The organism is Burkholderia sp. 572 (genome assembly GCF_040545135.1).
GTDB lineage: Bacteria > Pseudomonadota > Gammaproteobacteria > Burkholderiales > Burkholderiaceae > Burkholderia > Burkholderia cepacia.
Map to the genome: position 1 here is coordinate 291,527 of NZ_JBEPLH010000001.1, position 18,673 is coordinate 310,199.

General features: G+C 61.2%; 14 protein-coding genes and 1 pseudogene. 6 read left to right on the forward strand and 9 right to left on the reverse strand.

Features of this window, described 5'->3' with window-relative positions; genetic code table 11:
- Positions 1-252 precede the first annotated feature (252 nt).
- Positions 253-1,812 carry a fatty acid desaturase family protein gene (locus ABIC51_RS01370; protein WP_354006311.1) on the reverse strand — a complete coding sequence of 520 codons (1,560 nt, stop codon included), beginning with the start codon at positions 1,810-1,812 and terminating at the stop codon, positions 253-255.
- Between ABIC51_RS01370 and ABIC51_RS01375 the strand changes: the two genes are divergently transcribed.
- Entirely contained in the window at positions 1,811-2,500 is a 690-nt protein-coding gene (locus tag ABIC51_RS01375; RefSeq protein ID WP_226128282.1) for a hypothetical protein, read from the forward strand. The genes ABIC51_RS01370 and ABIC51_RS01375 overlap by 2 nt on opposite strands.
- 4 nt (positions 2,501-2,504) lie before the next feature.
- Positions 2,505-3,611 (forward strand): hypothetical protein, encoded by a 1,107-nt coding sequence (locus ABIC51_RS01380; RefSeq protein ID WP_027790124.1) that lies wholly within the window; start codon positions 2,505-2,507, stop codon positions 3,609-3,611.
- On the opposite strand, the gene ABIC51_RS01385 is transcribed toward ABIC51_RS01380, so the two are convergent.
- On the reverse strand, positions 3,599-4,519 hold the full coding sequence (locus tag ABIC51_RS01385) for a lipase family protein (RefSeq protein ID WP_027790125.1): 921 nt from the start codon (positions 4,517-4,519) through the stop codon (positions 3,599-3,601). The genes ABIC51_RS01380 and ABIC51_RS01385 overlap by 13 nt on opposite strands.
- The gene (locus ABIC51_RS01390) at positions 4,516-5,400 is read right to left on the reverse strand and encodes a metal-dependent hydrolase (protein WP_226128284.1); all 885 of its coding nucleotides are present in this window, start codon (positions 5,398-5,400) and stop codon (positions 4,516-4,518) included. The genes ABIC51_RS01385 and ABIC51_RS01390 overlap by 4 nt, the downstream gene beginning before the upstream one ends.
- 179 nt (positions 5,401-5,579) lie before the next feature.
- On the opposite strand from ABIC51_RS01390, the gene ABIC51_RS01395 reads away from it, so the two are divergent.
- The 3 genes from ABIC51_RS01395 to ABIC51_RS01405 are packed head-to-tail and all read left to right on the forward strand — an operon-like array spanning position 5,580 to position 9,158.
- Entirely contained in the window at positions 5,580-6,449 is an 870-nt protein-coding gene (locus tag ABIC51_RS01395) for a fatty acid desaturase family protein (RefSeq protein ID WP_244112266.1), read from the forward strand.
- Positions 6,450-6,456: 7 nt separating this feature from the next.
- Positions 6,457-8,043, forward strand: a complete 1,587-nt coding sequence (locus tag ABIC51_RS01400; protein ID WP_027790128.1) for a GH3 family acyl-acid amido synthetase — start codon at positions 6,457-6,459, stop codon at positions 8,041-8,043.
- Positions 8,037-9,158: a Rieske 2Fe-2S domain-containing protein gene (locus tag ABIC51_RS01405; RefSeq protein ID WP_124919671.1), complete on the forward strand. Its 1,122-nt coding sequence runs from the start codon at positions 8,037-8,039 to the stop codon at positions 9,156-9,158. Before ABIC51_RS01400 ends, ABIC51_RS01405 begins: the two co-directional genes overlap by 7 nt.
- Positions 9,159-9,229: 71 nt before the next feature.
- Here ABIC51_RS01405 and ABIC51_RS01410 read toward each other — a convergent pair whose 3' ends face one another.
- The 6 genes and pseudogenes from ABIC51_RS01410 to ABIC51_RS01435 all read right to left on the reverse strand — a co-directional run bounded on the left by ABIC51_RS01410 (position 9,230) and on the right by ABIC51_RS01435 (position 17,645).
- Entirely contained in the window at positions 9,230-9,490 is a 261-nt protein-coding gene (locus tag ABIC51_RS01410; protein ID WP_027790130.1) for a PAAR domain-containing protein, read from the reverse strand.
- A 19-nt stretch (positions 9,491-9,509) separates the two neighbouring features.
- Positions 9,510-10,994 carry a type VI lipase adapter Tla3 domain-containing protein gene (locus ABIC51_RS01415; RefSeq protein ID WP_034195993.1) on the reverse strand — a complete coding sequence of 495 codons (1,485 nt, stop codon included), beginning with the start codon at positions 10,992-10,994 and terminating at the stop codon, positions 9,510-9,512.
- A gap of 149 nt (positions 10,995-11,143) precedes the next feature.
- Positions 11,144-13,318, reverse strand: a complete 2,175-nt coding sequence (locus tag ABIC51_RS01420; RefSeq protein WP_226212277.1) for a T6SS effector phospholipase Tle3 domain-containing protein — start codon at positions 13,316-13,318, stop codon at positions 11,144-11,146.
- Between the two features lie 11 nt (positions 13,319-13,329).
- On the reverse strand, positions 13,330-16,113 hold the full coding sequence (locus ABIC51_RS01425) for a type VI secretion system Vgr family protein (RefSeq protein WP_027790133.1): 2,784 nt from the start codon (positions 16,111-16,113) through the stop codon (positions 13,330-13,332).
- 838 nt (positions 16,114-16,951) lie between these two features.
- Positions 16,952-17,209, reverse strand: a pseudogene (locus ABIC51_RS01430) (aromatic alcohol reductase); the annotation flags it as partial.
- 37 nt (positions 17,210-17,246) lie between these two features.
- On the reverse strand, positions 17,247-17,645 hold the full coding sequence (locus tag ABIC51_RS01435) for a nuclear transport factor 2 family protein (RefSeq protein WP_027790134.1): 399 nt from the start codon (positions 17,643-17,645) through the stop codon (positions 17,247-17,249).
- A gap of 82 nt (positions 17,646-17,727) precedes the next feature.
- Here ABIC51_RS01435 and ABIC51_RS01440 point away from each other — a divergent pair, with 82 nt between their 5' ends.
- Positions 17,728-18,669 (forward strand): LysR substrate-binding domain-containing protein, encoded by a 942-nt coding sequence (locus tag ABIC51_RS01440; protein ID WP_175898553.1) that lies wholly within the window; start codon positions 17,728-17,730, stop codon positions 18,667-18,669.
- Positions 18,670-18,673 lie beyond the last annotated feature (4 nt).

Genomic DNA, 18,673 nt, shown 5'->3' on the forward strand with positions numbered 1-18,673 from the left:
CCGCATGGGTATTCATCCGGGCCGCGTGCGCGTGGATGCCGCCTGACCGCTGTGCATTGGTGTGGGGTTGACCCTGTCGTTCCGGACAAAGCCTCGCACTGCGGTTGATGAATCCACGGCGTGTCAAGACAATGGCTGCGCTCAATTCACGATCGGGGTTGCGCGGCACGCGTCAGACGGATCGCAACGGGCCGTGCCGATCTTTCGCTCCTGGATCGATGGGGAACTTCATCGTGTCCTGAAAGGGATTTTCTATCTTTGACTACCACGGCGCGAGGCACCCGACCAAAGCAATGCAAGCAATTGCCTCGAAGACAGAACCGGCTCGTCGGACGCACGCAATCCGGGCAAGCGATGCCACGCCACGCCGGGTTCGCGATGATGCTGTTGGTGATAGTTGATGTTGTACGGCCAAATAAAGAAGCGGCCCAGTAACCCGACACGCCACGAATAAGTCCAGTCATTCCAGCCGGCCGTGACACCCGGCCCGCCACTGTGCTCTGCAATGCTACGAATCTTCTGCACCAGCGCGCCAATTGTCACGAGAGGCACGAACCAAAGCGCCGCCAGCGTCAACAGTTCGCGTACCGTGCATGCATGCACGAGCGGCACGAGCAGGATGACCCATGTCGATATCGCAGCGAGCAGCGGCAGTGACATGGACGCACCACGCCCGTTCGCGCGCCGGTATGCGCGCATGTTTTTCACCATGTTGACCACGAACAAGTCACCGAGCAGTTGCCGGACGAGCGGGAGTGTGTCGAGTGGCTCGAATTTCCATGGCTGCGCGTGGTACAGATAGTTCCGCTCAGGATCGTCCGCAGTCCCGACGTGTCGATGGTGTGCAAGATGCAGCGGGCGATAGAATTCGATGGGCACGAGTCCCGGTACGCCGATTGCCAGGTTGATCAGAAAATCGTTCGCGAAACGACGGCGGGTCAAATGATAGTGTGTCGCGTCGTGATACAGAATGAATAACGCGTGTTGCCGGGTCGCGACAATGACAGCGGCGAAGAGATAACCGCCCCAATGCCCCACCGATAACGCAACTCGCAGCGTAACTACGATACATAGCCATTCAAGCAGCAATGCCGCAGCCGTACGCAGGTCGACGTCGAGACGAATGAGCGCGGTCGTCGCACCGCCGACGCCGACGCCGAGTGCGAGCCCCGCGAGCATGTCCGCGAGCAGATGCTGCCCGGTCGTCAAGACCGTGAGCGCCAGTATTGCGCTCCACGCAGCGTAATAGCGCGCTGCGCGGACACGTAGCGCAGCCAATACCATGGTTACCGCCACAGGCAACGCAACATGCCCGCATGGACTCGCGGCGAGTGGCGTGTCGATCCGATACAGCCATGCGATCCATCCCGACACAGCCGGCGACCGGCTCACGGCAGTCGGCCAGAACAGATGACTGACGATGCACAGGCCTGCGGCAAGCGCACCGGCGAAAAACGCGGGCAGCAGCCAATTGCGGCCTCGGCCGAACCAGACAATCGACGGCATCACGAGCGCGTAACTCAAATAAAGCGGCACACTGGCGGACACTCGCGGAATGACCGCATCGTACGGCCCCGGACGCAGCACCACCACGGGTGCCATCGGCGCGTGTGTGACCCAGAAGTAGAGTGCGCCCGACGCGACGACATAGATTGCGAGCCACCGCCACGCGTCGAATGCTGACGGTATATAGGAGAGGGAAACAGAAGGTATGGCGCGCATGTGAAAAAAGGAGCGGCTCAATCGCGTATCATGATAAATCGTTTCAGCTCGCATGAATGACGACGCTATGCCGCTTCGAGCCAGTTCCATGACACGTGCGCAGCTGCGCGACGTCGACGTTGCACACATGTACGCGCTCTATTCGGCCTGTTACCGGGATACGGAACAGGCACGCTTCGAACACGATCTCGACGACAAGACACATTGCGTCATCATGCGCGATGACACCGGCAAGCTGCGCGGCTTCTCCACGTTGAAACTGTATGAACAGCAGTGGTGCGACACCACACTGCGCATCCTGTTTTCCGGCGACACGATCGTGGATCCGGCCTGCTGGGGCAGCCAGCAACTCGCGTTTTGCTGGATTCGACTCGCCGGTGAGCTCAAACGCAACTCGCCTGACCTGGCACTATACTGGTTTCTGATCTGCAAAGGGCATCGCACGTACCGCTACTTGCGAGCGTTCGCGCATGATTTCACCCCGCGATTCGACCGACCGACCGAGCCCTCGATTCAGGCACTGCTCGATCATCTGGCTGTCGAGCGCTTCGGGCACGCATACGACGCCGCGTCCGGCGTGCTCAATTTCCCTGTACCGCAAGGCCGCCTCGCCCCGGCCCTCGCCGAAGTGCCTGACGCGCATCGGCGGCTGCCGGATGTCGCCTATTTTCTGGAGCGCAATCCAGAATACGCGCACGGAAACGAGCTCGTCTGCCTGTGTGAACTGACGCCGGAAAACCTGCGCCCGATGGCAAGACGAATCTTCGCCGGTGAATGAGCCAATGACGCGGATCCGGCCAGCCACAGCGTCCGACAACGAACGGCTTCTCGCGTTTCAAACACGTTACGCGATGCTCGGCGGGATGCCGCTTCGCTTCGATCGCTCACCGGATTACTTCGCACTGCATCGGTGCCATTCGAACGACTATCGAACCTGGCTCGCGGAGGACAGCGCCGGGCACGTCAAGGGAATGGCCAGCATGGTCGTTCGCGACGGCTACCTCGCCGGAGAGAAACAGCGCATCGCTTACCTCGGCGACTTGCGCATCGCACCCGATCGCGAACTGGCACGCACGTGGGTCGATTATGTCGTCGATCGCCTCGCTGATCTCGCCCGGCACGAAGATGTGCAGCATACGTACTGCTGCGTCATTCGCGACAACCGGATCGCAACGCAATCGCTATTCAGGACAGGCAAGCGGACCCGGCTCGGATTTCGACATTGGCGCGGCTACAGTAACGTATCGATCTATGCGCGACGTATCGCTGCGCGGCGCGCCGACTCCGTCAGGATCACGAACGCGTCGGCCACCGATGCCGACGCGCTCCGCGCATTCCTGGACCAGGAGTCGCGTTCCCAACCCTTCGGCTGCGTCTTTACAGCGGACGAATTCACGCGCCGCCTGAACGCCTGGCCCGACTTCGGAATCGAGCGCTTTCTGGTCGCACGCAACGCGCAGGGGCGTATCGTGGGCTGCGTTGCTCCGTGGGATGCGGGACGTATCAAGCGCATCGTCCTGGAACGTCTGCCGCGCTCACTCGGTGCGTTGCGTCACGGCGTCAACGCCGTCGCGCCGTTGCTCGGACGCCCTCCCATCGCAGCACCCGGCCAGCCGCTTCAGGACATCTACCTGACTCATCTGCATGTGAGCGGACGCGACCCGGACATCGCACAGGCGCTGCTCGATGCAGTCTGGCAACGAGAGCGGAGCCGCTATGCGTTGCTGCAGCTTTGCCTGTACGATCACGATCCGCTATGGTCCGCGTTGCGCGGCTATCGATACACCGCGCTGCCGATGGATCTGTATACGCTATCGACGCCCGGCGCGACCGCACTCGATCCGGGCGGCACCGAAGCGATCCCGGGATTCGAGATCTATCTCGTCTGACCGCTCGCGACCGCTGCCGCTCGCGTGTCGTTCAGGAGCGCAACGAGTGCAAGCCAGAAACGTCCCGCATCGAAACCGGCGCCGCCGAGTACAGGCTGGCCATGGTCGAGATGCGGCACGCATACTTGAGGCATGCCGCGAATCGTCTGGTGGTCCAGGTAGAACTGTCCGTCATGCGCACAACCGGGACGGTAGCGGTCGAGGCGCGAGTGATGTGCGTCGAACCGGGACGTGCGTTCTATCGACCAGCTCACGACATGCACACAGTGCAGGCCACCGGGCACCGCAGACAACAGATTCGCGATGCCGGCGTCGCGCTCGCTGCCGATATCGCGCGAGCCTGCATGGAGCCAGCGTGTGCGCAACAATCTCCCGGCGGCTCGACCCAACCATGCGGGATCGATGCGCGCCCCCCGTTGCCCGAGCAGGCCGTCGACGATCGCGCTCGGGCCGACGGGCGGCTGCACGAGTGCGATACCGTCGCAGCGAGCGCGAAGCCCTGAATCCGCATGCAGCGCCGCCAGTGCATCGAGCCCGCCCTTGCTATGGGTGAGGACAATAAAGCGGCGATCAGCAGGCAGGCGCGCATACAGGTAGCGCACGATATGCGCGCCCTGCTCGGCAACCGCGCGAGACGAGCGGACCGGCACACGCAGGATTGGGTAGCGCGCGGCATGCAACGCCCGCACGGCATGCCGGAAGCAGGCAGGTATCCACTCGGAATAGAGTCCCGCAATCAACACGACGACGGTGTCCGGGAATGCGCGGGCGCCATGCGCATGCCAACATTCGATGAAGTGCCCGGTCCAGTCGATTGCTGCGGGCGCCGGTTCGAACGGCGTCGATGGGTAGTGTTGCCGCCACTCGTCGAAGCCGGACGGCGACCATGCCGGACGCCGTGCGCTCATGCCGGTTCCGTTGTCACGCCGTCGGCAGCGAGTGCCGCACGGGCAGCAGCCAGGGTGGCCGGATTCCCGATTCGCGCAGGGTGAAAACGCGGCGAGAACCATACCAGCCACGCGGGCAGCACGCGGGTAACGATGCCCGGCGCGCCGAACAGCCACCAGCCAAGCTGTGCCCAGCTTCGCCAATTGCCGGCGCCGCGGTCGGCACGCGCGAGACGCACGATGAAATAGCCCAGATCGACGATGAAGCATGCCGTGACGCCGAGCATCGCCGCCGTCCGTATGAAATAGCGCTTGATCGCGCCGCCGCCGCAAGCGCGAAATACGTCGAACGCGACGGCCTTGTGTTCGGTTTCCTCGATCGCATGCCATCGCCAGATCGCGGCCATCGACGGGTCGACGCCGTCAAGAATGGCCGGATCGCGCAACAGCAGATCGGCCAGAATAGCCGTGTAGTGCTCGAGACATGCCGTGAAGGTCAATTGAAGCAGCGGCGACGCAACACGCCGGCATTGTTGCTGCCGTCTCCGCATGAGCGCCTCGAGTGCGTCGACCGGCATGCCCTGGCGAGCCAGGCGCCGGTTATACGCGCGATGCTCGCGGATGTGAGCAGCTTCCTGGTACAGGAAAGCATCCACTTGAGCGGCGAGTGTGCCATCGACCGGCAGCGCGTCGCGGTACTGCCTCACGCTATCGACAAAGAACTTCTCGCCGAGCGGAAACATGATCGAGAACGCATCGAAAAAGCGCGTCACGAGGCGTTTTTCACGATACCAATAGCGCGGAATGTGGTCGGCAAAACAAAAACGCGGATTGCGCCGACGGATGTCTGCCGCGTCGTTGCAGCGCTCATGCATGGAATCGTCGGTTCGTTTGGCGGACATGGTCGCGATCGATCGTGGCGTAACGCGCAAGATCAGCGCAGGCGGGCGTATTGTTCGATGATGGCGATCGAAGGTATGCTCTGCGTCGCCGCCACCATCCATGTCCGAATTGTATGTTCGTTGCCAATGCAAGCGCCATAGATAAATGTTCGCGACGGTTCGATCGGCTGAATCTCTGCGTGCTCGCGCTGCAGAGCGTTGCATGGGCCGGCATCCTGACGTGGCTGTCGCACGGTACGAGCCCCTTGCGCTGGGCGTCGCTCGTACCGTTCTGCCTGATCATGCAAGGTGTGTTTTCGATGATGCACGAAACTTTCCACGGTTTCGGGCATCGGCGCGGGGCAGTCAACTACCTGATGATGTGGTGGGCATCGGCGATGTTCGGCGCGGCCGCAACGCTGATCCACGTGAATCATCTCGGTCACCACGTGCGGAATCGAACGCTCGCGGAGCGGGTGGACTTCGTCGAGCCGGACGCTTCGCTGTGGCGCAAGCGAATCGAATACTACGCGGCGATCGTCGGCGGCATCTGGTTCGCGAGTTTCGCGGGCAGCTTCGTCCTCGCCGTGCTTCCGAGTCGCGTCCCGTATGGCTGGGCGAAGTACGGACGCGACAACACGTATGCGGCTGCGTTCAAAGACTTCGACCAGGCTGAATTTCGGCGAATTCGATACGAAACCCTCGCAGGCGTGGCCGCGTGGATCGCACTGGGCGCATTGCTGGACTGGCGCGTGCTCGATATCGCGCTTGCCTATCTCGCATTCGCGTTTTCGTGGTCGTCGCTCCAATGGGTGTATCACATGCACACGCCGCTCGACGTTGTCGAGGGCACATACAACATGCGTGCCCCCACACTGATCCGCTGGGCATTCCTCAACTTCAACTACAACCTGACGCATCACCGGCATCCGAGCCTGCGCTGGCAGGAGCTTCATGCACGCTCCGACGCGGCGGAGACGCGACCGCTGTGGTACGGTTGGCTGCATGTGTTCGATGCGCCCCGGCGCTTGCCCAGCGATCTGACACAGCTCGAAAAAACCTATTTCTGACGAGAGGATGCACGTGCGTGCACAAGATGCGTGGGCCGCGTTTAGCGCTGCTGCAGAACCTTTCCGTCGCGCATGGCTCACCGCGCTCGATGCGCCGGGCGACGCGCAGGCAACCTTTCTGTCACGCCTGCTCGCCACGAATCGGAACACGGCGTTCGGCATGGCCAACGGGTTTGCCGATATCGCGGATCCGGCCCAATTTCGCGAACGCGTGCCGGCAACCTCCTACGCCGGCATGTCCCGATGGATCGATCGTGCCCTCGAGGAGTCCGCTCCGATCCTGACCGACCAGGCGCCACGCTTCTTCGAGCGCACGAGCGGCGGCAGCGAGCAGCAAAAGCTCATTCCCTATACGCCAGCCTTTCTCGAAGAATTGCAGTTCGCGCTGATCGTCTGGCTCTCCGATCTGCATCGCACCGTGCCCGGCGTCGCGGCCGGACGCGCGTACTGGTCGATGTCGCCTCCAATGCAAGCGCGCGAACGCGCTCCCAACGGCATCATGATCGGATCGGACAGCGATCTCGATTACCTGGCCGGCAGCCCGCTCGTCGATCTACTGCCGACACTCGTCGCCCCGTCACTGTCGGGTAATGATCGGGCGTGGCGCAACGAAACGTTACGCGCGATTATCTCCGCCGACGATCTGGCCTTCATCAGCATATGGAGCCCGACCTTCTTGACCAGTCTGCTTCGTCCGCTGTTCGACCACGCCGAACCGCAGCGCCGCGATACGCTCACCTTCCTGTTCGATTCGCTACCGTCGAGCCGTATGGCAGCGCTGCGACGCGCACTCGACGACGGCCACTGCGGCCGGCTGTGGCCGCAGCTCGCGGCAGTGAGTTGCTGGATGGACGGTCCAAGCAAAGGCTACGCCGCACATGCCCGCACCTTGTTTCCGCAGGCGGCATGGCTTCCGAAAGGCTTGTTTTCCACCGAGGCGGTGGTCAGCCTGCCGTTCGGCGATACGACCGGCTGTCCCCTCGCCGTCTGCAGCCACTTCCTGGAGTTTCTGCTCGACGACGGAACCGCGATTGGCGTGGAGGAACTGAAGCCGGGCGATACGGTCGAGGTCGTCGTGACGACCGGAGGCGGCCTGTACCGCTATCGGCTCGGCGATCGGGTCCGTGTGACCGGATATGCGGGACGAACGCCATGCGTGACCTTCGTCGGGCGGGCTGGCACGCAAAGCGATCTGGTCGGTGAAAAGCTGGACGAAGCCTATCTGGCTGCGTCGCTTTCCGACGTGCTGCAACCGGGTGACGAAGGTTGCGTGATTCCGTGCGCAGACGCGGATCCGCCCCACTACCTGCTGTTGCTTGCCAGCGGTACGCAGGACGTCGCCGCCTTGCGCGATGCGCTGGAACAGGCTCTCGTCCGCGCTTTTCACTACCGGCACGCACGCACGGTCGGCCAGCTTGGCCCGTTGCGCGCGGTTCGCGTGCCCGGGGGCGCCGCCCAGCTGGCGGATCTCGTCCAGCGAGCCCACGAGCGCGCAGGCATCCGGGCTGGCGATGTCAAACCCCGCGCACTGGTGGCCAAGCCCGCCGTGGCGAACGCACTCCGCGCCTTCATCGAGGACACGTGCTCATGTTGAACATATCGATCGCATCGACGCATCCCCCGTGCGACGAATCCGTGCCGGACGCCGATGGCGAAGCCTTCGGCGCGCTGGTCGAGCAATGGTACGTCGCGGGCACCGAAGCCGACGTCAAGCGCGACAAGCCGTTCGGCACGCGGGTACTCGGCCTCGGCATCGTGTTGTTCCGGGCGGCCGGCGGCGAGATCGTCGCGCTCGTCGATCAATGTGTGCATCGCGGCACCCGGTTGTCGGCCGGGAAGGTCGTCGACGACTGCCTCGTCTGTCCGTATCACGGCTGGCATTATGACCAGCACGGCAGCGTGACCCGAATTCCCAGCATCGACGGCGCGAGCGCAGCACCGCCAGGTACGACCTACCCGTATCGTCAGCGCAGGTTACCGGTGCTGACTCGGCACGGCCTCGTCTGGGTCTATCGCGGGCGAGACGATCCAGCGCTGAAGCGGCCGTTCGACATGCCGCACTACGGCGAACGGCCGTGGCAGTCGTACTACATGGTCAATACGTTCGATGGCGACCTCGGTGCGCTGGTCGAGAACTTCATGGACGTCCCGCATACGGTGTTCGTGCACGACCGGATCTTCCGCTCATCCACTGGACGGCGACTACGGGCATCCGTCGAACTCAAGCAGCAGAGCGTCGAGGTCACGTATCACGATGACGGCGACAAGATCGGCATGCTGGACTGGCTGACCAATCCGTCCAGGGAACCGCTTCGACATACCGATCATTTTTATGCACCGAACGTCACGCGGTGCGACTATCACTGGGGCAGCCGCTCGAGTTTTCTGATCATCAGCCAGATCACGCCGCTCGACACGCGTCGATCGCGTGTCTATACGTACATCGCCTATCGCTTTGCCTTGCCGGCCGCGGTGCTGCGCGCGCTGAAACCGCTGCTGCACCTCTACACGCATTCCGTGATCCAGCAAGACGTGCGAATCATGCGTGCACACCGCGAGGGACTCGACAACGCCGCAGGCTTCACCCCGTCGAGCGTGCGCGCCGATGTGGTCCACATTGCGATCGGCCGGTTGTTGGCCGCGGCGCAGCGTGGCGAGCCGTTGCCCGATGAGCAATGCGGCACGAAGCCGATGGAATTCGTGATCTGAGCGTCACGGGCACGATCGGACGAGGCCGGCCCGGCTTGACCGGCGCACCGCCCGCGCGCCCCGTATTTCCGTCAGCCGCCGGTCTGATCCTGGCTCGCGATCAGGCGTGCTCCGCATGCCAGCAAGTCGCCATCGCAGGCGGCAACTTGCCCGTCGAACCGGGCGTGGCCCGACACCGTCGCAATGAAGGTCAGGCCGTGAATCTCGCAAATCGCGGGATCGTGCAAGCGTGCAATCGCACGCCCGTTGATTCGCGAGTTCGGCGCCCCGGACACAACGCGTCCGCCGTGGCTGTGCACATCGCCTTCGATGATGTATCGCTTTTGACCCATGACGTGTCGATCCGGTCCGTCAGAAATCCCAGCTGAACGTCTGCGGATGCGCCTGCCGCGACGCGGCGTCCGGCGGCGTCAGCATGACGATCGTGGCATGCAGCGGATCCCGCAGGTTGATCAGTGCGCTCGTCTTCCCGTCGCCATAACCCATCATCAGCGCCAGCGCGGTCTGGACCCAGATCGAGCTCGTTCCGGTGTCGCCGCCGATACGGCGCTGCATGTCGAAGGCGTCTTTCGGATCGTCAATATCGACATGCTGCGGGTTGTCGTGCAGCGACTGCACCAGCAACGCGAGATTGGCGGTCGAGGCGCCAGTATCGTAGAACATGCGTCCCGGCTGCTCGCCGGGCGCAAGCGCACCCACAGCCTGCTGCCAGCCGGCGCGGATCTTTTCGATTCGCTCGCCCTTCTTCAACGGCGCCCCGTGCCCGTTGCTCAGATCGACTCGCACCGGCCGATGCAGATTGGCCAGAACCGGCCATTTGTCATACTCCTTCAACTGCCACGTGGTCCAGGGAATCGGCACCCACGGGTTCGGCTTGAAGCCGTCCGGCATCTTCAACGACGCAGTCTTCCAGAACTCGGGGAGCTTCGCCTGCCAATAATCCACCGGCATCTCCTTTTCACCCTTCTTCCAGTGGGCTTTCTGAAGCTGCCAGAAATAATTCCACAGCTTGATCACGTCATATTGGGTCTGGCTGTTGTCGATTGCCTCCGGTGCGTCCACCACATATGGACGAATCAGTCGGTCAACACGGTCCTTTCTCGTCACCAGCAACGCAACGTAACTGTCAGGATTCTTTGGTACGAAGTTTCCATCTTTTGTGGACAAACCCAGGTAATCGGCGCCCGGAGTGCCCAAATAGGATCGCGTATTGATTCCATCCTCAACCAGCAATACCACTGCCGGCAAGTCCGGCTCGCGGTCAAAGATATCAAATACTCTAGAGACTACCTCGTCCCCGTGCGCAGTATGTATTTCATCGAGTCTCGTATAAAGGGTATTACCAATCCCCGCCCCGTTATCCGCACTACTGATGTGGGTTGCCATCCGGTCCGCATCCGGATCACTCTCGTTTCGCGGCGGCCCGGCCACTATCACGGGAATCGGCCAATAATCGACCCATCCGCGCAACGTATAGCCGAAGACGTTGTTCTCGCGCTTATGTCCCGCAAAGCTTCGATCGCTACTCGACCACGGATATTGTTTGGGATCCTGCAGGAGCAACGTTCCGCTGCCCCCTGCCTCGTCCAGCCGCATCAATAGCGCACGCTGGCGAAACCGGTCAACGGCGACGCCAAAACGGCGTATTTCCAACGTGAATCGCGCATCCCTGGACCCGTCCCCGGCAACGACAGCTTCGTTTGCGCTGGATGGACGAGCGGCCGCCGGCGTGTCTCGAGGCGGCGAGTCTCTACGCAACGAGGCGCCATAGGCGATACTGACGCCTGCCGCCAACAACAGCGGCGGCAAGATCAACAGCGACAAGCGTCGATACATTGCAATATTTCCTCCCAAGAATCCCTCCCTTCCAACAACAAATTCGACGACTGCAATCCACAAGAGAGTCAGGATTGCGAGTGAAAGCAGAAATATTCGTGCAGCCGGTGGTCGTGTGACGTTTGTCGTAATCATGGCGCGTCAATTTTTCAATGTACCGATCGTGCTTCTTTTACAACTTCACTATTTCGATCTTTCCTGGTTTCACTGACCACACCTTCAGGAAAATCCTTCGGCACGATATCGTCTTCCGGGAAAACTCCGCTTTCGTAATAGCTGCAATTGGCTTTTACTATGTCGGACGTTACGGAGTCGAGCTTTTTGCCGAGTTTTCTCTCGGCTTTTACTATATCGCTCTCCGGAAGTCTCCAATCAGCAATAGCCCGCAGGAGTTTTGCCCAGTCCGGATCGTCGAGCGCACGCGCTCGGCCTACCGACACATCGAATGCGGTCGCACAGCGGTGATTTCTACGACCGCTCATGACCGCCGAGTGATATGAACTTTCTCCCCGATGTTCATTCATCAGCCGAACCTTGGCTTCGTTGAGCGTCTCCTGACGATAAACGACGATGTGCCCGGGCGACGGCGGTACCGTCGACACGACCCGGCCGACCTTGCACTGATCGTCGGGATCCTTGCCCGCGTTCAACGACGCCTCCACCTCAGCGGAGGTCGGCAACGTCCCATCCTCGCTCGTTGGCCAGTCGATGATTTGTGCAGGCAACGGCTGCAACGCACCTTCGCCACTGTTCGTGCTCAGGGCAATTTCCGCTTCGAGCTGGTCAATGGCTTGTTTGCCGGGCGCATACTCGCCGGCATTTTTTTCCGAGAGCGGCGTTGCCTCCGTTCCAGGCAGCACATTGCCTTCCATTTCGGGATCGAACGGTGGCGTCAATGCTTCGCCATTGATATTGCGCTCGGTGCCGACGTCTATCTGCGTCGATTTCACCCATGTCGTGAAGCCGCCGGGCAAGCCATGGGATGTTTCGCCCTTTTCCCGCACCGTAAAGTTCCCGGGCGGCGTACCAACCTGAACCGGCTTGCCCTGCCGCAGACGCCGGGTAAAAACACGCTGCCGGAAAGCCGCCGACAGCAGATTAATTTTCTCGAGCTTGCTTCCCCGCTGCGCCGCACGCACATCGATTGAGTCGGGCAAGCCCGAGCACCCCATGCCATTGACGCCGCGCAGGCCGACGGTCGCATCCTCCGGGCTGAAGTACATATACACTTTGCCGCGATTGTCGCGCTCGGCGAACACGACGCATTCGTTGCCTTGCAACCCGCTCAGGCGCGTCGCCTGCGCGGGATCCCAGGTTGGGCCGACGATGCCAAAATTGTCCCGTCCTGGCTCGTATTTCAATTGTTCGAGCGGCGGCGTCGGATATTTGCCGTTCGCCACATGCCCGGCCAGATTTGCCAGGGTCTTTGCACGCGCGTAAGCCGTCTGCTGCTGGTCCCCGCGTTGCAGCAACCGATCCATGAACTCCTCGCTCAAGCTGTAGGGCGAGTCGATCAGGACCAGCGTGTCGGCAGGACGGTCGGCCGGGCCACATTGGTTTGGAATCAGCCCCTCGACGAGATAGGCCTGGGCGAGCAGCGATATCAGCGTGCCCTGACTGTGCGCAATGATGTTGACTGTCCCGTCCGGATCGACAAGGCGGATTTGCCGCACCAATGCCGCGAGCCGCCGAGCTGCCAGCACCATGTAATGCCGATTTTCCGCTTCGCGAAGCGGGTGCGTCGGGTCGCCCTGCATCCGGTCGAGAATTTTCGTCGTCATTCCCCCTTTGAAATTCGAGTCGAACATGTCGGGGATGTTATTGGTCGCATTGGCGAAGAATCCGCCGTTGCGCGCGCGGTGTTCATCAAGGCGGTTGCCGAACCGGTCGACGTACTGGCCGTTGACGGTCTCCTTATTGGGGTCTCGGGGCAAATCCTCCTTCCCGACGCGTAACCCCCAATAAAACGGAATCAACGGGCTCTTTGTCTCTTCGCTTTCCTGCCGACGATAGATGACATCGTCCATGTTCTTCATCATGTCGGCAACGCTCACCTTGCTCGGGTCGTTCGCCATGCGGCCGTGCGAGTACTCGGCGCCCTTGAAATCGGAACGACCGAGGCGGTCGTTCAATCCTTCGCACAGTCCGCCTTCGACCGTACCGAAATCCGTTCCGAGGTCATTCACACCATGGATCAGGATCGTCGTGCACGGAAAGCGATTTTGCACGTCGGTATTGACGCACGCATCCTGCGGCCGGTTGCAATTGAGAATCGCCTTGCGTTCGCCAACAATCCGGGGCGACGAGGTTGTGGTATCGGACATGACCGCCTGCCTTAAACGTCGAAAACCTGAATATGAGCGATGTGCATCGCGTCGCTGGATGCCAGCTCCGTCAACCCGTGTGCATCCGACACCCCATTAATGACCTGGCCGTTGCGCAACGTGATCTTGTATGGACGGTTCGGTACGGGATGCGTACCGTCATCGCCGTCGGTACCGGGGTACCGCAAGCGGAACTTCTGATCGGCACCGCCGCGATTGAACGCCGGCGGCGCAACGTGGTCCGTGTTCGGGCCGACGAAATCATGTCCCGCCGTGTGAGCAGTGAAGGCACCGTCTGAACCGACCTCGACGCCGCCACCGATTTTCACGTAGCTTCCGTCTTCCGCGACGAGCCGAATCGACTTGCCCGAGATCAACACCTCGTCGCCAACGGACATGATCTGTATTCCCTTCTGGGCAGTCGCCGCAAGCGTGTCCTGTTGCGCCTGCAAGACAACGGGACCTTCGCCGGCAATCGCGCGGACGCCTTCACCGCGCCCGAACAGGTGGATGCCTTGGCCAGCCGTCGTGATCACGCGCTGACCGCCAGCGAATTGCAGGTTCTGCCGCGCGATCTGATCGATGTTCTCGCCGGCGTAGGTCACGTAAGTCTTCGGGGTGATATTGAGCGCCCCCGCCTTTGCGCCAAATGCCATCAGCGCCTGAGAGTCGCCTGCGCCGGCGTTCGATGCACGATCGTCGCCTGAAGCGTGGCCACCCGGTGTCCATCCCTTGAAGGCGGTCACGACAGCTTGCTGTCCCGTCGCATCGGTCGCCGTGCCGCCGTGCTGTCCGGCGTAGTCTCCCAACGCCTTGAACAGCTCCGCGCATTCGCCGAGCAACTCGACGAGTTCATCGCGATCAAGCTGTCCGCCGCTCGCCTGTGTACGCGCGTATGTCGTCAGAAGCATCCCTTGCGCCGCACGCAGCGCGGCTGCCGCGTCCGTGCGCAATTCGGCGCCTTGGCCGCGGTCTGCGCCCTGTCCGTTATCGCGTGGTTGAGTCAGGTAGCCGAGATTCAACTGGCTATGCGCATGCTCCGATGCAAGCTGCGCGCTGATTTGCTGCGGCGTGTCGTCGAGACGAAGCTGGTTGTAGCGCTGCCCCTTGATTTCCTTCGTCTTGATACCGGAAAGAAAGCGATTGCCCGGCAGACTGCCCGTATGAGTGAAACTCGCCGGCATGTTCGCGCCGTTTGCCAGCACGCCGATGATGACCAGCCGGTCCGGATCCCCGCCGAGGCTCCCGAGCAGAACTTCGGTGCCCACCCGCGGCAAGAAAGTCTCCCCGAAATTCGGCCCAGCCAGACTGGATGCCACGCGAATCGGTGCGCTGTCGCTCTCGTTGCTGTTCGTTCCGGCACCCTGCGCATGCGCATGATCGCGAGAATCCTGACCGAGAATCTGAACGAACACGCAGCCATTCTCGTCGCAACTGACTTCCTCTCCATCGACCCCGACTACGCGTCCGGTAATCAGCGGCGTCGGCGGAAGATCAGTCTTGGGATCGTAAAGCGGCGTGAGCGGCGTGCCGCGCGGCACGCACGAGAATGTATTCTCGTAGCGCGTATCCTGCCCGGACGGATCGCCGTCGGTCATCGTTCGCGGCCGTTGAAGCGTATGGCTGGCCGCGAACAGCGCCTGCGCACGCTCGTTCAACCCCTTGGGCAGATTGTTCCAGACTTCGTGGTGCAGCGACGTGATCACGAATTGTTGCTTGTCGGACGGGAGCGTGCCCCACTCATCATCTCCGGCGATCGTGATCCATGAGCCGACTGCGAGGTCGCGAATTCCGCTCACGCCGTCGTATCGAACCGCCTGCGCTTCATGAGCCAGAATGCGATCCTCCGTCATCCGCTCGTGGTCCGCCCACGAGTCCGCCATATGCGGGACGTCGATCACGATGTCCGTCAGCAATTTCGCGAGATCGTTGCCCGATTCGCCTTGATCGATCTTTGTCGATGCGCTCGACTGGTCCACACGGGCATATCGGTAGTCCCACGAAGGTCGCCCCGATTCCCCCGAAATCAGTTGCTGGCGCATCGTCAAAGCGGTGATGGTGTCGCGCTGCTCCGTTCCAGCGTCTCGCGGATGGACGCGCACCGTACCCGCGGCGGACTCGTTCAGTTTCTGAGGGTCGTCGCAGAACACCAGCGTATGCACGGGAGGATCGCCGTCTTTCGTCTCACCGCTCACCCGTCCGGCGCGCACAAACATCGTGATGCCGTCGCGACGCGCAATCCTGGAGATGAAACGGGCATCAGATTCATTGACCTGACGTACGAAAGATCGACTCGGGTAGCGGGACCTGTCGAGTTGAGACAGATCGAATTCGAACGCCTGCGCGAGGGCCACGCTACGCTGTCGCCATTCGTTCAGGACAACTCCAAGCACATCGACAACGCTGACGTTACGGAAGATGCGAGAGTTGGTGCGCTTTTGCAGCAGGTTCACTGCGTCGGTCACGGTGAACTGGTAAACCGTCAGCTCTCCGTCGGTCCGGCCGATCTGCACGGCGCTGACGATTGCGTTGATGGCACGCAGTTGGCCGCGATCGGTGACGATACCGACTGAGACCGGCGCACCAATGAAAAGCTTCGGAGGCAGATCGCCCTGCTGCGAAATGCAGGTCAGATAGCCGCTGATGCCGGTCATCATGCTTTCATGGATGCTCGCGTGCTGCAACGCAACCTGTGATGCCAGCGCGTGCTGCGCCTTACCCCAATTCAGCACGACCGGCCGGCGATTCGCATCGATTCCCGATATGAAATTGCGGAACGACTCTCGGATATTCACGACGGTCTCTCAGTTTGATTCGTTATGACCCGCCGGATGTTGCTGTTCTAAATTGCTGGCGGCTGCGCGTGAGTTTACCAAAATGTGACGCGGAAATAACAATCCCGGATATCGATTAGCAATTTTTCATGTTATTCGACTAAGGCCACTAAATTTCGCGGCTCCAGCTGGACCGACGAGGAGTACTCCGAACGCCGGCCATGTCCCGAGCCCCTCCACGCGAAGCATTTTTCGAAGGTCCTGCGCGCACGGACCACGCCGAGACGGTATGCATGTGGATCCAATCCGTCACGTCAGAGTTCGCTGCCGTATCACGGCCATCGGCTCGTCAACTGAACGCCACCAATCACCCAGACGCTCGATATTGGAAACTCTTGAGGTACTCCGAACATCTAGTTCGGTTGGATCTTGAACAACCGTCCCCGATTTGCGTAAGGCTGCGCGATACCTTGCATCTGCATGAGCTGTTCGGCACAACGGGCCTTTGGGGAGGGCTTGATCCCGTTCTGTCCGGTCAATCTGCTCTTGTTCCACGGCACCCGCCCGGCAGCGGAAGAATTAAGCGTTTCCATGTCAACCTCCTCTCCAAAGAAGGGAGATCGATTGTGCGCTGGCGAGCGGCCGCTGTTCGCCCCTAACCCGTCATCCAATCTTCAGCGGCGTCAATGACCGCTGACAAGCAACTTCCGCCATCTGCCACTTTGCTTCCACACGCCGACTTCGCCGAGCAGAATTCGGTTGAAGTCAGTACGGAATACGGGAGCCCGCACCCATCGCCGAGGTCGCGCTTTTTGTTCGGGGAAGCTGTCGTCGATGCCGTTTGTCTGGACGGTAGTACTCACGATTGCTCGCTGCGGCCCGAAGTAAGGTTTGCATTGATCCACGATGCAACGTCGGTGACCGGAATGGCGTGGCGTCGATTGACCGTCCCACTCTCGTCCCATGCGACCCCTCGCCCTTGAGCAAAAGCCGCACGATACTTGCGCATCATATTGTTCGGGTCGCGCGGCAGCTCATCCAGCAAATACTGCTCGCTCCACACCGAACGGCTGAACGGCCGGCCGAGACCCGCTTGCAGCTTGTCGGCTACCTCCCCGCAAACCAGCCTTCGGTATTGAGCGACATCGATTCCGCTACGCGTACTTGTCGCCGACCGTACTCCGAATCGGATGGGTGTCGTAGACGATGATCATCCGTTCGATGAGCCCCGCGATGTCGAACTCGAACACGTCGACGCACTCGAAGCGCACCGCCGATCCGTCTTTCAGGCCCCAGTCGTAGATGAAGTAACCTGTCGCACGTCGAGCCCCACTCGCGCTGACGCAGATATCGATCGGTGTAATCTTGCTTTCTCCCGACGCGGCAGCGACCTTCGAAAAAAAGGCCTCAGGATGCATCCAGCCGAGAAATGGCGAGAAAATCTGCGCGTCCGGCGTAAATAGCGCGCAGATGGCACCGACATCGCCTCGCTCCAGTTCCCGAAGGTACGCGCGAACCTGTTCCGTATATAGTGATCCCGACGTTGAGTCCAAAATTATCCTCCGATCATTCGTTGACAACCCCGTTCATTCGCAAGAACAGGGCATCCGGTAGACGCACGATAGCGACGCACCGATGACCGAACAATCGAAAAATGTGCAATCCGGGTATGCAGCGCATGCATATCCGCTGGCTGACCTGACGCGGCCCCTCCCACCGTTGGCAGCGATTCAGTCATTCGTCGCCGCGGCGCAGCTTGGCAGCGTCAGCAAGGCGGCGGCTCATCTATGCCGTACGCAAGGCGCGGTGAGCCGCCAGATACAGCAGTTGGAAACGCATTATCGATGCGCGCTCTTTGTGCGCCACGTATCGGGTCTGACGTTGACAGCAGAAGGAAATGGACTGCTGACGGTCGCGGTCAACGTGCTCACGCAATTGGTTCAGCACGCAAACTTCCATGCGCGGACGACCTCGGTTCTCACCTTGAAGTTGCCGTCCACGTTCGCCATTCGCTGGTTGCTCCCGCGGCTGCCGGACATTCATCGCGCCATGAGCGGGACGGAGCTTCGTATTTCGACATCCGCGGACGATACGCCAGATTTCACTACGTCCGACGTCGATGCCATCATTGTGCGAGGCACAGGACAGTGGACCGGTATGGAAGCGGTACCGCTGTTTTCCGAGACGCTCACGCCGATGTGCGCGCCCGCATTGGCAACATCACTGCGATCCGTTGCCGACCTTGCGCATGTCGATTTGCTCCATCCCGGGCCCAGCCACGCGGAGTGGAGATGCTGGCTCGATCATGTTGGGGCGCTCCAGATCGATGCGGAACGTGGACTTGTATTCGATACCCTCGAATTGACGCTCGCGGCATCGATGGATGGACACGGAATTGCAATCGGCGACCCACGAATGGCACGAGACCGGCTCCGTGCCAGATCGCTGGTGACGCCGTTTGAGGACGTGGTTCAGGACGGCCTTTCCTACTTCCTCGTATATCCGTCCCAACGTGCGGCACAACCGAAAATTCGAGCCCTCGCCGACATCTTGCTGCGGCTTGCGCGAGAAGACTGATCGA